This window comes from Mariniflexile sp. HMF6888, assembly GCF_044335535.1.
Taxonomy (GTDB): Bacteria; Bacteroidota; Bacteroidia; order Flavobacteriales; family Flavobacteriaceae; genus Mariniflexile.
The window spans coordinates 721995-738375 of record NZ_JBIQVZ010000002.1 but is presented as its reverse complement, the minus strand read 5'-3'; the positions used below and the strand labels follow the sequence as shown (position 1 = coordinate 738375).

The following is a 16381-nucleotide window of genomic DNA, read 5'->3' as shown; positions in this document are numbered from 1 at the left end:
TTAACATTGAAAACATTTTTCTTATGAACATTTATGAAGATTACATCAAGGAGATCGAAGAACGAAAAGGTCAGGGGCTTAATCCAAAGCCAATTGATGATGCCGAATTGTTAAGCGCAATTATTGAGCAAATTAAAGATTTAGAAAATAAGTATAGAGCGGATTCTCTTAACTTTTTCATATACAATGTTGTGCCTGGTACCACGAGTGCTGCTGGCGTGAAAGCTAAATTTTTAAAAGAGATCATTCTTGGTGAATCAGTAGTGGAAGAAATCACGCCTGCTTTTGCATTAGAGTTACTGTCGCATATGAAAGGAGGCCCTTCTATTGAAGTATTGTTGGATTTAGCTTTAGGGGATAATGCCACTATAGCTAAAGAAGCTGCGGAAGTCTTAAAAACACAAGTTTACCTCTATGAAGCGGACACGGCACGTTTAAAAGATGCCTATGAAAAAGGAAGCGAGATTGCTAAAGATATTCTTGAGAGTTACGCCCAAGCTGAGTTTTTTACAAAACTTCCAGAGATTGAAGAAGAAATAAAGATAGTTACTTTCATTGCTGGTATTGGTGATATTTCTACAGATTTACTTTCACCTGGAGGTGATGCGCATTCAAGATCAGATCGTGAGTTACATGGTCAGTGTATCTTCGAACATAATAAAGAGATGCAAAAGAATCTTTTAGCGTTAAAAGAACAGCATCCAGACAAACGTGTGATGTTAATTGCTGAAAAAGGCACTATGGGAGTTGGTTCTTCAAGAATGTCAGGAGTAAACAATGTGGCGTTATGGACAGGTGTTCAAGCTAGTCCGTATGTACCATTTATCAATATAGCTCCGATTATTGCTGGTACAAATGGTATTTCTCCAATTTTCCTAACAACCGTTGGAGTAACAGGAGGTATTGGAATTGACTTAAAAAACTGGGTAAAGCAAAAAGATGCTGATGGGAATACAATATTGGATGCTGATGGAGAACCAGTATTAGAGCAAAAATATTCTGTAGAAACCGGTACGGTTTTAACGATAAATACCAAAGAGAAAAAGTTATACAACGGCGACCAAGAATTAATGGACATTTCAGCCTCATTAACACCACAAAAAGTGGAGTTTATCAAAGCAGGAGGTTCTTATGCTATTGTATTTGGTAAAAAATTACAAACATTTGCAGCTAAAACTTTAGGTGTTGATATCCCTCAAGTGTATGCACCATCAAAAGAAATTTCTATTGAAGGTCAAGGTCTTACTGCAGTTGAAAAAATATTCAATAAAAACGCTGTTGGTAATACACAAGGAAAAATATTGCACGCAGGATCGGATGTTCGAGTTGAAGTAAATATTGTTGGTTCACAAGATACAACAGGTTTAATGACCGCCCAGGAGTTAGAATCTATGGCAGCTAAGGTTATTTCACCAATTGTTGATGGCGCTTACCAATCAGGATGTCATACAGCTTCAGTTTGGGACAATAAGTCTAAAGCCAACATTCCAAAGCTAATGAAGTTTATGAATGACTTTGGTTTAATTACGGCACGTGATCCTAAAGGGGTTTATCATTCCATGACGGATGTTATCCATAAAGTATTAAATGATATTACCATTGATGATTGGGCTATCATTATAGGTGGTGACTCGCACACACGTATGTCAAAAGGTGTTGCTTTTGGAGCAGATTCAGGAACGGTTGCTTTAGCCTTAGCTACAGGAGAGGCAACCATGCCAATTCCACAGTCTGTAAAAGTGACTTTCAAGGGGAATATGAAGAGTTATATGGACTTCCGTGATGTAGTTCATGCAACACAACAGCAAATGTTAAAACAGTTTGGAGGTGAAAATGTATTCCAAGGACGCGTTATAGAAGTCCATATTGGAACATTAACCGCAGACCAAGCCTTTACATTTACTGATTGGACTGCTGAAATGAAAGCGAAAGCTTCTGTATGTATTTCGGAAGATGAAACTTTAATCGAATCTTTAGAAATCGCTAAATCTAGAATCCAAATCATGATTGGGAAGGGTATGGATAATGATAAACAAGTGCTTCAAGGATTAATTGATAAAGCTAATAAACGAATTGCAGAGATTAAATCTGGTGAAAAACCTGCCTTAACTCCTGATGCCAATGCTAAGTATTTTGCAGAAGTTGTTGTCGATTTGGATGCTATTATAGAACCAATGATTGCAGACCCTGATGTTTATAATGAGGATGTTTCCAAGCGTTATACACATGACACTATCAGACCGCTTTCATTTTATGGAGGAAATAAAAAAGTAGATTTAGGATTTATTGGATCTTGTATGGTTCATAAAGGAGACATGAAAATTCTTGCTCAAATGCTTAAGAATATTGAATCTAAACAAGGAAAGGTTGAATTTAATGCGCCGCTTGTTGTAGCACCTCCAACATATAATATTGTTGATGAATTGAAATCTGAAGGTGATTGGGAAGTATTACAAAAGTACTCTGGTTTTGAATTTGATGACAATGAGCCTAAAGGATTGGCTCGTACTAAATATGAAAACATGTTGTATTTAGAGCGTCCAGGTTGTAACCTATGTATGGGGAACCAGGAAAAAGCAGAGCCAGGTGATACGGTGATGGCTACGTCAACACGTTTATTCCAAGGAAGAGTTGTTAAAGACTCCGGTGAGAAAAAAGGAGAATCATTACTATCTTCCACTCCAGTAGTAGTTCTTTCTACAATATTGGGTAGAACTCCAAATTTATCGGAGTATGAAGCTGCGGTAGATGGCATTAATTTAACAAAGTTTAAACCATCCCATAAGTTGTTGGTTAATTAATCAACCAATTTATTCTAATATATAAGAGCTCAAGTTTTAGACTTGGGCTTTTTTTATTATAAAGGACAGGCTCTTACTTTTCAATCTTAATAATTAATATGCTTTATTGCCTCTCTATAATTTTGTATATTGTACTACTAAAAAAATGAATATTAAATTAATTATATATAGATTTTATGGCTTTTGATATTGAAATGATTAAAGATGTTTATTCTCGCACGAAAGAACGCGTAGACATTGCTAGAGAAGTGGTTGGAAGACCATTAACCCTTTCTGAAAAAATATTATACAATCACCTTTGGGATGGAAATCCTACCAAAGCATTTGAAAGAGGAAAAGATTATGTAGATTTTGCACCAGATAGAATAGCGTGTCAAGACGCTACAGCTCAAATGGCTTTATTGCAATTTATGCAAGCAGGTAAAAGTAAAGTAGCTGTACCTACGACCGTACATTGCGATCATTTAATTCAAGCTAAAGAAGGTGCTGTTGCCGATTTAAAACACGCTAATAGTGTCAGTAGTGAGGTATTTAATTTCTTGGAGTCTGTTTCAAATAAATATGGTATTGGGTTTTGGAAACCAGGAGCCGGCATTATTCATCAAGTAGTTTTAGAAAATTATGCATTCCCAGGCGGGATGATGATTGGTACCGATTCACATACTGTAAATGCAGGTGGATTAGGAATGGTTGCTATTGGTGTTGGAGGTGCCGATGCAGTTGATGTTATGGCAGGTATGGCTTGGGAACTTAAATTCCCGAAATTGATAGGCGTTAAATTAACAGGTAAATTATCTGGTTGGACAGCACCAAAAGATGTCATTTTAAAAGTAGCTGAAATTTTAACTGTAAAAGGAGGAACAGGTGCTATTGTTGAGTATTTTGGTCCAGGTGCCATTGCCATGTCATGTACTGGTAAAGGGACTATCTGTAATATGGGGGCTGAAATTGGAGCAACGACTTCTACTTTTGGTTATGATGAATCCATGGAGCGTTATTTGCGTTCTACCGATAGAGCAGATGTGGCCGATGCTGCAAATGCTGTAAAAGAATATTTAACGGCAGATGCTGAAGTATATGCAAACCCAGAACATTATTTCGATCAAGTAATTGAAATCAATTTAACTGAATTAGGACCATTATTAAATGGCCCTTTTACGCCGGATTTATCTACATCTGTTGGTAAAGATATGAAGGAGAAAGCAACAGCCAACGATTGGCCAATTGCTGTAGAATGGGGATTAATTGGGTCGTGTACCAATTCATCATACGAAGATTTATCGCGTGCTTCTTCAATTGCACAACAAGCTATTGATAAAGGTATTAAAATGAAATCAGAACTAGGTATCAATCCTGGTTCTGAACAAGTGAGATATACTGCCGAAAGAGATGGTATTCTTCAAGTATTTGAACGATTGGACGCTAAAATATTCACCAATGCTTGTGGACCATGTATTGGGCAATGGGCGCGTTATAGCGACCCAAAAAATGCACCAAAAAACAGCATTGTTCACTCATTCAATAGGAACTTTGCTAAACGTGCTGATGGTAACCCAAATACACATGCATTTGTGGCTTCACCAGAAATTACGGCAGCTATTGCTATTGCAGGACGTTTGGATTTCAATCCGATGACAGATACCTTAATCAATGAGGATGGACAAGAAGTGATGTTTGATGAACCAACAGGGTGGGAGTTACCACCAAAAGGCTTCGCGGTTCAAGATAATGGGTATTTAGCCCCTGAAGCTGATGGAAGCCATGTACAGGTGAATGTGTCTCCAACTTCAGAGCGATTGCAATTATTAGAGCCTTTCGAACCTTTAGGAAATACCATAAACGGTGCTAAATTATTAATTAAAGCATTTGGAAAATGTACTACAGACCACATTAGTATGGCTGGACCATGGTTACGTTTCCGTGGACATTTAGATAATATTTCAAACAACTGTTTAATTGGTGCTGTAAATGCCTATAACCAACAAACAAACTTTGTTAAAAATCAATTAACAGGAGAATACGGAGGTGTTCCAGATGTACAAAGAGCCTATAAAAAAGCAGGGATTAAAACAATAGTTGTGGGCGACCATAACTATGGTGAAGGATCTTCGCGTGAGCATGCCGCTATGGAACCTAGATTTTTAGGCGTTGCTGCAGTTATTGTAAAATCGTTTGCTCGTATTCATGAAACAAACCTTAAAAAACAAGGGATGTTAGGTTTGACCTTTGCAAATGAAGCCGATTACGATTTAATACAGGAAGATGATACATTCAACTTTTTGAATTTAAATGAATTTGCTCCCGATAAGCAATTGACCCTTGAGGCAGTACATGCAGATGGTAGTAAAGATATTATCAAATTAAACCACACTTATAATGATGCTCAAATAGCATGGTATAATGAAGGTTCTGCCTTAAACTTAATTAAAAAGCAAAATGCATCCTAAGTAGTGTTTGATATATTGAAAAATCCAGCTTTTTTAGGCTGGATTTTTTGTTTAAGGTATTAATTTAAAATCATTTATAATTGTATTTTTACAAAAACACATCACATGAATTCCAGAGACAATCAACTGAAAGCTTTTGATAGATTATTGACCATTATGGACGAGTTGCGTGAGCAATGCCCATGGGATAAAAAACAAACCATGGAAACCTTACGACATTTGACTATTGAGGAAACCTATGAATTGGGGGATGCCATTTTAGACAATGATTTAGAAGAAGTTAAAAAAGAATTAGGTGACGTATTGCTGCATATTGTGTTTTATTCCAAAATAGGAAGTGAAACCAATGATTTTGATATTGCCGATGTTTGTAATGGCATTTGCGAAAAATTAATTAGCAGACACCCGCATATTTATGGCGATGTAAAGGTTGAAAATGAAGAAGATGTAAAACGAAACTGGGAAAATTTAAAACTAAAAGAAGGTAAAAAAAGTGTTTTGGAAGGTGTGCCAAATAGTTTGCCAGCATTAGTAAAAGCGAATAGAATACAAGAAAAAGTGGCAGGTGTAGGGTTTGATTGGGAAAAACCAGAACAAGTTTGGGAAAAGGTGCAGGAAGAACTTAATGAATTAAAAGCTGAGATTCAATTAGGTGATCAAAATGCTATGGAAAGTGAATTTGGAGATGTTTTGTTTTCTATGGTAAATTATGCAAGGTTCTTAAAGATAAACCCGGAAAACGCTTTAGAGCGTACCAATAAAAAATTTTCTAAAAGGTTTAAATATCTTGAAGAAAAAGCAAAATCCATTAATAAGCCATTAAAAGATATGACTTTGGCTGAAATGGATGTGTTTTGGGAAGAAGCGAAAAGTCTTTAATCGTATAATAATGTTTTTTACCTTAAACATTAAGAATCTATTAAATAATTGATAAATATTTATTTTATTTAGGGTAAAATTTAATCATTGTTAATGTATATAAAAACAAATCATACGGTAATTTGCATTGTTTTTCTATTGTTTTTTAAAAATTTTGGTTTTTCTCAAAATGTTGCTCCAACACTAACAGCTACAGGAAATCAATATTATTGTCCAAAAAGTCAAATAAATATTGTAACCAATTTTAATGTTACAGATCCTGATGATACTGGAATTGAAGCATTTTATGTCCAAATTTCTACAGGATATAAGCAAGGTGAAGACACACTGACACTCATGGGTAACCACCCAACAATAACCACTACATGGAGCAATGGAGAGGGCAAACTGACCTTGAAGGGAGCTATGTCTGGCAATGTAAGTTATACAGATTTCATTGCAGCAATAAAAGACATTGTTTTTCAAAGTACTAGTGATTCACCAATAGATAAAAGTTTTTCAATAACGGTAGGAGACGCCAATTATTTGCCATTAACGGGACATTATTATGAATATGTACCAGATTTGGGTATAACTTGGTCTGATGCAAAGGTTGCAGCAGAAACTATGACTTATTATGGGTTACATGGTTATTTGGCCACAATATTATATCCTGAAGAAGCTCAATTAGCAGGTGAGCAGGCCGCAGGTGCTGGTTGGATAGGAGGAAGTGATGCTGAAACCGAAGGTGTTTGGAAATGGGTGACGGGCCCAGAGGCTGGAACCATTTTCTGGAATGGTTTATCTAATGGTTCAACACCTAATTATGCAAACTGGAATACAGGTGAACCTAATAATTTGGGTAATGAAGATTATGCGCACGTGACTTACAATGTTGGAAGAAAAGGTTCTTGGAATGATTTGTCTAATACAGGAGATCTTAATCCAAGTGATTATCAACCAAAAGGTTACATTGTAGAATATGGATACCCAACGGATCCGCCTTTAAATATCTCTGCTAGTACCCATATCAGCGTTCTAAAAATCATTGATACACAATCTGATACCCGCTGTGGCAGTGGTATCGTAACGTTACAGGCTACAGCTTCTGAGGTAACTGCCAATGTATTGTGGTTTGAGTCTTCAACCGGAGGTGCTTCGGTTTTTACAGGCAATGTTTTTACACCATTTTTAAATGCTTCAACAACTTATTATGTGTTGGCTTCAACCAATGGTTGTACAGAAGGCGAAAGAACGCCTGTTGTGGCCACAGTTTATGATGTGCCTGTGTATCAATCAAGTATCGTGTTTAAAAACTGCGATGAAGATGGAACACCTGATGGATATACCGATTTTAATTTAGAGGAAGCTAATGATATTATTACTTATAATAATTCTACGGGTTTAACAATTACTTATCATAAACTACTTGATGATGCCAATACCGGGGACAATGTCATTGATCCTATTTATAACAATTCCGAAGGCAATACGGTTTATGCTCGTGTGGAAACAGCAGATGGGTGTTATGTGATTTCAACCGTAAATTTGCAAGTTTCAACAACATCATTTCCTTCAAACTATTTTGAAGAGTTAGACCTTTGCGATGATGATGATAGTATTGATGGATTTCATAGTTTTGATTTAACCCAAGTTTCTGATTTGTTTAAGGATCAATTTCCTTTGGGGCAAAATTTAAGTGTGCATTATTTCAGAAACTTAAATGATGCGGAATTAGAGCAAAATGAAATTTTAAATCAAACAGCCTATGTGAATGAAGAACCTTTTTCCCAAAGGTTATTTGTTAGGGTAGAAAGTGATGATAATGGTGATTGTTACGGGATTGGGCCATATTTGCTTCTGACAGTATATCCCAGACCGGAGTTTGAAATTGACCAAACTGAAATATACTGTTTTGAAGAGAAGTCTATTACATTATTTACCTATAACCCAAGCGGTGATTTTTCCTATGAATGGAAAGATGAACATGGGCAAATAGTTGGTCATTCTTCTTCTATTTCTGTGTCTATAGGAGGTACTTATACCGTAATAGCAACATCAAAAGATTTTGGTTGCGAGTCGTTTCCTGTTTCTTTTAATGTTGTAGAATCTGTTATTGCCAACATAGACATTGATGATATTTCAATAGTTGAATTAACAGATAATAACAGCATAACTATTAACAATTCTAATAATAATTTGGGGATTGGTGATTATGAGTTTTCTCTTGATGAGATAAATGGCCCTTATCAAGATGAACCATATTTTGATAGGGTAGGTGCGGGTTCTCACATTATATACGTAAAAGATAAAAATGGTTGTGGTATCAGTCCTTTAGAGGTTTTTATACTCGGGTTTCCAAAATTTTTCACGCCCAACAACGATGGACAAAATGACACTTGGCAAATTATAGGTTTAGGCACCGATTTTACCAATGCTTCAAAAGTAAACGTGTTTAACCGTTATGGAAAATTAATAAAGCAGCTAAATGCTAAAAATGGTTCTTGGGATGGAACATTTAATGGGCAGTTATTAGCAGGTTCAGATTACTGGTTTGTGGCTGAATTGGTTGATTTTTCTGGAAATATTAGAACTTATCGAGGGCATTTTAGCTTGGTTAGGTAACAAAAGCAAAAAAACTTAGGCATTGCCTAAGTTTTTTTTTATAAGTTTTAATAAAGCTCTTTTATTTTGCTAAGCTTACTCTTCCACAATTTTAAGGCTTCTTTATGGGTTTTTATATTGTTGTGAACTTCTTTTACAAGTGGGTTGTCGTCTTCAACATTTGTAAAAAATTGTAGATTGTTTTCCAATTGATTGATTTGACTTTTTACCTCATCTATCTTTTTCCTTATAAAGTAACGTTCGTTATCTAAATCTTTATTGTCGTCTGAAGTATTAATAGTGTCAAGTTTATTTTCAAACTTAATCATTTCTACTTCGTTTCTATTCATTTTTAGGCTAGTAAGAAAATCTTCAATAGCTTTATTAAACTTGCCTTCTATGTAACGTTTGTCATTAGGAACCCGTCCTAAATCTTTCCATTTGTTTATGTATTCTTTTATGCTTTCAACATTTTTTTCTTTATCAGCAACCGGCTTTAAGCTTTTTAGTGTTTCTAAAAGGGTTACTTTGTTGTTAAAAGCATCTAAACTTTCTTTATTTGCGGCATTTCGTGTCGCATGTAGTTTGTCAAAATAAAAATTACAAGCAGCCTTAAATCGTTTCCAAATTTTATCGCTGTCTTTACGGGGTACGTGACCTATTTTTTTCCAATCGCTTTGAATTTTTTTCATCAACGCAGTGGTTACCTCAAAATCATCACTGTCTTTATTGTCTTCGGCAATTTTAATTAAGTCTAATTTTTTTTGAAGATTGGTGTATTGGTCTTTTTTTAGGTCTTTATAAAACGCATTTTTTTGTCTGTTAAAAGTTCTTACAGATTCCTTAAATTTGGCCCAAGTGTTTTCGTTTTCTTCTCTGGGGACTTTACCAATGTTAAAAAACTGTTCTCTTAAATCTTCAATCTCTTTAATTTTCTTTTGCCAGCCATTGTGCGAATTAGCGCCTTGTGCCGTTACCGCATTTATACTTTCAATAATTTCAAGCTTTTTTTCTAGGTTTTTTTCATAAACCTTATCTATCTGTTGATAATAAATTTGACGTTTGTCGTTTATTTTTTTGGTAGCTGCTTTAAATTTTTCCCAGATAACTTCCCTGTGTTCTTTGTCTACGGGCCCGAGTTCTTCTTTCCACATTTTATGAAGCTCTTGCAATTCTCTAAAAGCACGCATCACGTTATCATCTGCAGCTAATTCTTCGGCACGTTCAATTATTAATAATTTACGTTCTAAATTATGCTTAAAGTCTAAATCGCGGAGGTCTCTGTTTAAATGTAAAAAGTCGTAAAACATTTCTACATGATGGTGGTAACTATTCCAGGCGTTGTTGTACTTATCTCGAGGTATAGGTCCTGTAGTCCTCCAACGTTCTTGTAATTCCTTAAAGTGTTTATAGGTGGTATTTATGTTTTCTTCAACATTTATCAAACCTTTTAACTCTTCAATAATTTCAAGTTTATCGGCTAAATTTTGTTTTAAGTTCTTTTCTAAATTTTGGTAATGATCATTTAGCTTTTTTCTGTAATTGTTATACGCTTCTTTGTATCGTTTTTGTATTGGCGACACATAATAAAAATCTATTTCGTTACCACCATCATTTAAAAACTCTTCTTTCTTTTCGTCTAATAACGCTTGAAATTTGTCTTTAAATTCACTATTAATTCCATCAACATGTGATTTTATGGCCTGAACTTTTTCGTTTTTTACAAGCCTTTCCAATTCAATGGTAAGAGCTTCCAACGACATGGTATCGTAAGCTTTTATTTCAATGGTATGACGTTCTTTATTGCCTTCATCTTCGGCATCTTCGGCATTAGAATCTTCAATTTCATTGAAAACTTCGTCGCTTTGTTTGTCTGAATTTTCAATATCGTCACTAGCACTTTTATTTTTGTCAATAGTTTTTTCCTCTGAAACAGATGGTGTATCTTTTGTTTCAGAATTATTTGTCTCTACCGACTTGTTTTCTTCCAAGACGTTATCTGAATGACTGGCATCCTTTTTAATTTCTTCTTTTCCTTCTGCTTTTGGCAGGTTATTTATATCAGACATTTTTAAAAATGTTAGGGTTCCTTAAATTACTTTTGAGTTTAAAGATACTAACAAGTCTATTATTTACAAAGTACTATATAGGGTTTTAATGATTTGGAAGCTGTTTTTAATGTAAATTCCAGATAGACCATGCCTTTTCTGCCTGTAATTTTAACATATTTAGTCCGTTAATGGTTACTGCTTGTCGTTCTTTACCTAATTTTAAAAATTTGGTTTCTTCAGGATTATAAATTAAATCGAACAAAATGTGGTTGTTGGTAATGGCATTATAAGGAATGTTAGGGCAGTTTTCTATATTAGGAAATGTGCCTAACGGTGTGCTATTTACAATAATCTGATGGTTTTTAATGATATCTTCGGTAAGTGAATCATAAGTAAAACTAACACCTTCTGATTGCTTTCTGGAAACATAGTGGTAGGTTATGCCTAATTTTTTAAACGTATAAGCAATGGCTTTACTGGCACCGCCTGTGCCTAGAATTAATGCGTTTCTATGATGTGGTTGTAAATAGGGTTTTAGGGATTTTTTAAACCCATAACAATCGGTATTATAGCCAACTAGTTTGCCTTTTTTTGTGATTTTTATAGTGTTTACAGCACCAATGGCTTTGGCCTTTTTGTTGATTTTATCAAGAAATGGCATAACTTCTTGTTTATAGGGTATGGTAACATTCAACCCTTTTAAACCTTCAGTGTTCTTTATTATTGATGGAAATAAATCGATGCTTTCTATATCGAAATTTTCGTAAGTAGTATTGGTTATTTGTTCTTTTTCAAACTTTTCCTTAAAGTATGCTCTTGAAAATGAGTAGGAGATATTTCTACCTAAAAGCCCTAATTTATTCATTGATTTTTCTGGTTTTTTGTCCGTAATATTCAAGTGCCAAAACTATAGCAATTCCAAGGAAAATAAAAGCGATAGCGTAATAAGTATCGGCATTAAGTTGAGGCATGTACCTTTTATAATTTAAAACAACTTTAGCACCAGTAGAATCTAATACATGTGTGCCATCTTCGGCTAATTTATACTGAGTTGTTTTCCAAGGCCATACCACGCCCAAAGACCCAATTATAAAACCAATAATAGCCGAAAGTGTAATGCTTTTAAAATGTTTTAAAATGTAACTTAAAATATTCGAAAAAGTCACCAAACCAGTCACTGAGCCCAGTGTAAAAACAACGAGTACTTTTAGCATTCTAATGCGTTCTGTATTATTAATAAACCCAAAATCCCCACCTAAAACTTCATAAAAAGTATCAAATAAAGCATTTACAGAATTTACCAAAAGCAACACATAATTCCCTAGAAGGATGAGTATGAAAGAACCTGAAAATCCTGGAAGTGTCATGCCCGAAACACTTATGATACCACAAAAAAACACAAACCAAAGATTGTCGTTTTCTTTTGCAGGATTTAAAAAACTAATGCTTAAACCAACTAAAATTCCTAATGCTAAAGACGCATAGGTTTTATAATTCCAATCTTTAAAATCCTTGTTTATATAATAAATAGAGCCGATGATCATTCCGAAGAAAACACTCCAAACATACAATTCATAGTGTTCAATAAAGTAATCCAATACTTTTGAAACGCTAAAATAGCTCACAACCATTCCGAAAAGCAGTAAGCTTAAAAACCGACCGTTTATATAATTGTAAAAACTTTTAAACCGACCATTGATAAGCAGTTTAAAGGCTTTTCTATTTACTTTTTTAAGAGAATAAATAAATTCTTCGTAAAAACCAGCTACAAAAGCAACAACACCGCCTGATACACCGGGTACTTTATTAGCAGCACCCATACCTAACCCTTTAAGAATTAAGAAAATTTTATCTTTTAGTGTTCTGGTACTTTCCATTACTGTTTTTTAGAATCTATTTTCTCAAGAATAAAAATAGTTAAAAATCCAAGAATCATTAATATTAATGCTAATACAAGCATGCTATCTCCTTGAAACGAAAAAGGAGAAACACTTTCTTGAAGTACGGGGCTTTTTATTCCCTTGGAATCAGTATGCCAAGTTAAAGTTTCTTTCCATGGCCATACCTTATTTAACGATCCCAAAATAAACCCAGTAAGTAATGCTAAAGTGATATTGTAATAATGTTTAAAAAGCCATTTTAAAACATGGCTAAAACTTAGTAAACCAATAATGGCACCAGCAACGAAAAGTATTATTTTTTTTATATCGATATCATGGATGGCATCACTTAAAGTTTTATAAGCTCCAAGAATTATTAAAATAAAAGACCCAGAAATTCCCGGCAAAATCATGGCGCAAATAGCAATGGCACCAGCAATAAAAAGAAAATAAGGACTATTGTTGGTAGAAAGTGCAGGAAGCATTGTAATATAAAAGGCGATACCTGCACCAATAATAAAAGCAATAATAACAGGCAAATTCCATTTTGTGATCTGCTTGCCAACAAAATAAATACTAGCTATAATTAGTCCAAAAAAAAATGACCAAATTAATACAGGGTGGTTTTCCAATAAATATTTAGCAAGTTTCATAAATGAAACATAACTAATTATAATACCGCTTAACAGTGCTAAAACAAAATTTCCATTAGCTTGATTCCAAAACGCTATAAGACCTTTATTATAAAGGGTTTTAAAAAGTGATGTATTCACATTACTTATGGTAGAAACCAATTCTTCATAAATACCAGAAATAAAAGCAATAGTACCACCCGAAACACCAGGAACGGCATCGGCAGCACCCATGGCTAAACCTTTAAGAGAAATGATGGCATAGTCTTTAATACGTCTTTGCATAGTTTGATTTTTAAGCTAAATCAAAGGTATGGATTTTAGCTTGACGTTAGACTATTGATTCGTTTTTAGTAAATTTTTAACAAGTATTTTATTGGCGACTTCAGGGAATAGTTCGTCAATTATAAAAGTATATTCCTCGTTATAACTTAAGCCGTTTTTTAAATGAAATATTCCTTTATCGTTTTCGTTTAAAGAAAAATACAAACCAGCCAAACGATATTCTAATTCGGCATTTTCTGGATAAAACTCAGTAGCTTGTTCAAAATTAAAAATTGCCGCTTCGGGTTCGCCCAATTTAATTAATAAATCACCACGAGACAACCACGTGCTTAGTTCATAATTACCTAACTCTAATGTTTTTTTAAATCCGCGTTCGGCTTCTTCAAAAAGGTTTAGACGTTGGCTAATTTGAGAATATAATTTCCAGTAGGTTACATTTTCAGAATCAATATTAATGGCTTTATTAATATAGTATAACGCTTTTTGGTAGTTTCGCTTTCTGTTGTAATAACGTGTTATGGCAATCCAACCTTTGTCTAATAAAGGGTCTTCGTGTACTGTTTTATAGTAATATTGGACTGCTAAATCATCATTCCTTAATTTTTCGTAGCAGAAACCAATTCGTAATAGTGCAAACGATGTTGGTTCATCTAGTTTTAAGGTAATGCTATAGTTTTCTATGGCTTCTTCAAAGCATTTTAGTTTTTCTAGCACTTTACCTCGTTCTATATAGGCACCCACAAAAGTATCGTCTGAAATGATAGCAAAATCAAATGCTGCTAATGCTTTTTTGTAATTTTTAAGAGTATAATATTGTTTTCCTAACTGATGCCATGCCACTTCACAATAGGGGTTTTTATCTAAGAATACGTTCAGGTATTCGATAGCGTCCTCCGTTTGGTTTAAAAATTCAAAACAATAGATGATATTATATAGAGCCGAATAGTCTTCTATATCTTCTTCTAAACATTTCATGAAGTATTCTTTGGCTTCTTCAAATTGATCCAAAAACAAGTATTCCATTCCAATAAGTGAGTATAAATCGACTACATCATCAGTAAGTTCCAGTGCTTTCTTTAATACTTGAATAGCCTGTTCGTGGTCATCCTTTTTGGAAAAAATATTAGCCTTTTGAATATAGATTTCTTCATTCATCGGGTCTAAATTATAAAGTTCACTCAATAACGTGTCTGCTTCAATAAGTTTATCCTCAAACACATAAATCTCAACTTTAAAAAGTCTTAAATTAATTGAGGTTGGGTGTTGGTCTAAACCTAATTTTATGGCCTTTTTGGCCAAAGCAATTTTACCTTGATTAAGGTAGTGGTGAATGATGTTTTCAAATTCTTCGGAATCGAAGAATAAAACATGGTTTGTTTTTAGCATCGATTCAAACTTGGTTAATGGTAAATCGTTATTGTCATCATGACTAAACTCCATAAGCACATTTGTAAAGTTCTACTTGATTAAATTTAATGTTCTATTTCTTTTTATTAGTCGTAATAATCAAATGTTTTTAACAAAGTAATGAACAGTTGTAGGTTATGTGCTAATAAAATATTGTTATTTATTGATTATCAATTAGTTGTGATTAATTATTTGTTGTTAAATTTTGTTTAAAATATCGATAATAATAGAACAACCTTCAATAATTTCATGATTTGAGATGGTTAGCGGTGGTGTAATTCTGATAGCTTTAGGTTCGAAAAGTAACCAAAAGAGTATCAAACCTTTGTCTTGACACTGCAAAATTACGGTGTTTGTTATCTCGGCTGAAGGGGTTATAATGGCAAGCATGAGACCTTTTCCTCGAACATCTTTAATTAATGGATGTACTAAAAGCTTACGGAATAATTGTTCTTTTTCTAAGGCTTGTGCCATTAAATTGCTTTCTGTTATTTCTTTTAAGGTAGCAAGGGCAGATGCAGCAATAACAGGATGCCCACCAAAGGTTGTAATATGGCCTAGTTTTGGGTTGTCTTGAAGCAAATTCATTAACTTACGGGAAGCTGTGAAAGCACCAATGGGCATACCACCACCTAAGCCTTTGCCCAAAACTAAAATGTCTGGAACACAGTTGTAGTTTTCAAATCCAAAAAGTTTTCCTGTTCTGCCAATACCTGGTTGGATTTCATCTAAAATTAAAAGAGCACCAACTTCGTCGCAGCGTTTCCTAACTTTTTCTAGATACCCATTTTCGGGTTCAATAAAGCCAGCACCACCTTGAATGGTTTCTAAAATAACCCCAGCGGTTTTTGTGGTAATATGATTTAAATCCTCTTCATTATTGAAAGCGATAAAACGAACATCTGGCAACAATGGTCTAAAAGCTTGTTTGCGTTCTTCGTAACCCATAACGCTCATCGAGCCCATCGTATTACCATGGTAAGCATTTTTTGCCGAGATAATTTCACTTCTGCCCGTAGCGCGTTTTGCTAATTTTAAAGCTCCTTCAATGGCTTCGGTACCGGAATTAACCAAATAGGTATTTTCTAAAGGGTAGGGCAGGTTTTTAGCCAACAATTTAGCGAGTTCTACAGCAGGTTTTTGAATATACTCCCCATAAACCATCACGTGTAGATACTTATCAAGTTGCTCTTTAATGGCGCTGATTATTTTTGGGTGGTTATGACCTAGAGGAGTTGCCGAAACACCAGCAACAAAATCTAAATAGGCTTTGTTATTTGTGTCATAAATATAGCTCCCATTGGCATGGGAAACCTCCATAGCTAATGGGTGTGGTGAGGTTTGTGCTTGATATTTGAGGAAATCTGAAGGCATAGCTGAGAAATTTAAGCAATATTAATAAGGATGTATGCTTAA

10 protein-coding genes are annotated in these 16381 nt (G+C 34.4%); 4 read left to right on the top strand and 6 right to left on the bottom strand.

What is annotated here, in order from left to right:
- Positions 1-23: 23 nt before the first annotated feature.
- The 4 genes from ACGLWY_RS08370 (at position 24) to ACGLWY_RS08355 (ending at position 8731) form a co-directional block, all read left to right on the top strand.
- The gene (locus ACGLWY_RS08370; protein WP_396619221.1) at positions 24-2801 is read left to right on the top strand and encodes a bifunctional aconitate hydratase 2/2-methylisocitrate dehydratase; all 2778 of its coding nucleotides are present in this window, start codon (positions 24-26) and stop codon (positions 2799-2801) included.
- A 176-nt stretch (positions 2802-2977) separates the two neighbouring features.
- Positions 2978-5248 (top strand): aconitate hydratase, encoded by a 2271-nt coding sequence (locus ACGLWY_RS08365; protein ID WP_396619220.1) that lies wholly within the window; start codon positions 2978-2980, stop codon positions 5246-5248.
- Between the two features lie 105 nt (positions 5249-5353).
- On the top strand, positions 5354-6127 hold the full coding sequence (mazG, locus tag ACGLWY_RS08360; protein WP_396619219.1) for a nucleoside triphosphate pyrophosphohydrolase: 774 nt from the start codon (positions 5354-5356) through the stop codon (positions 6125-6127).
- 93 nt (positions 6128-6220) lie between these two features.
- Positions 6221-8731 carry a T9SS type B sorting domain-containing protein gene (locus ACGLWY_RS08355; RefSeq protein WP_396619218.1) on the top strand — a complete coding sequence of 837 codons (2511 nt, stop codon included), beginning with the start codon at positions 6221-6223 and terminating at the stop codon, positions 8729-8731.
- A 47-nt stretch (positions 8732-8778) separates the two neighbouring features.
- Here ACGLWY_RS08355 and ACGLWY_RS08350 read toward each other — a convergent pair whose 3' ends face one another.
- The 6 genes from ACGLWY_RS08350 to ACGLWY_RS08325 form a co-directional block, all read right to left on the bottom strand.
- Positions 8779-10779 carry a DUF349 domain-containing protein gene (locus ACGLWY_RS08350; protein WP_396619217.1) on the bottom strand — a complete coding sequence of 667 codons (2001 nt, stop codon included), beginning with the start codon at positions 10777-10779 and terminating at the stop codon, positions 8779-8781.
- 106 nt (positions 10780-10885) lie between these two features.
- Positions 10886-11626 carry a shikimate dehydrogenase family protein gene (locus ACGLWY_RS08345; protein ID WP_396619216.1) on the bottom strand — a complete coding sequence of 247 codons (741 nt, stop codon included), beginning with the start codon at positions 11624-11626 and terminating at the stop codon, positions 10886-10888.
- The gene (locus tag ACGLWY_RS08340) at positions 11619-12638 is read right to left on the bottom strand and encodes a DUF368 domain-containing protein (RefSeq protein WP_396619215.1); all 1020 of its coding nucleotides are present in this window, start codon (positions 12636-12638) and stop codon (positions 11619-11621) included. The genes ACGLWY_RS08345 and ACGLWY_RS08340 overlap by 8 nt, the downstream gene beginning before the upstream one ends.
- Positions 12638-13558 (bottom strand): DUF368 domain-containing protein, encoded by a 921-nt coding sequence (locus tag ACGLWY_RS08335; RefSeq protein ID WP_396619214.1) that lies wholly within the window; start codon positions 13556-13558, stop codon positions 12638-12640. The genes ACGLWY_RS08340 and ACGLWY_RS08335 overlap by 1 nt, the downstream gene beginning before the upstream one ends.
- Before the next feature lie 51 nt (positions 13559-13609).
- On the bottom strand, positions 13610-14998 hold the full coding sequence (locus tag ACGLWY_RS08330; protein WP_396619213.1) for a tetratricopeptide repeat protein: 1389 nt from the start codon (positions 14996-14998) through the stop codon (positions 13610-13612).
- 165 nt (positions 14999-15163) lie between these two features.
- The gene (locus ACGLWY_RS08325) at positions 15164-16339 is read right to left on the bottom strand and encodes an aspartate aminotransferase family protein (RefSeq protein ID WP_396619212.1); all 1176 of its coding nucleotides are present in this window, start codon (positions 16337-16339) and stop codon (positions 15164-15166) included.
- Positions 16340-16381: the final 42 nt, after the last annotated feature.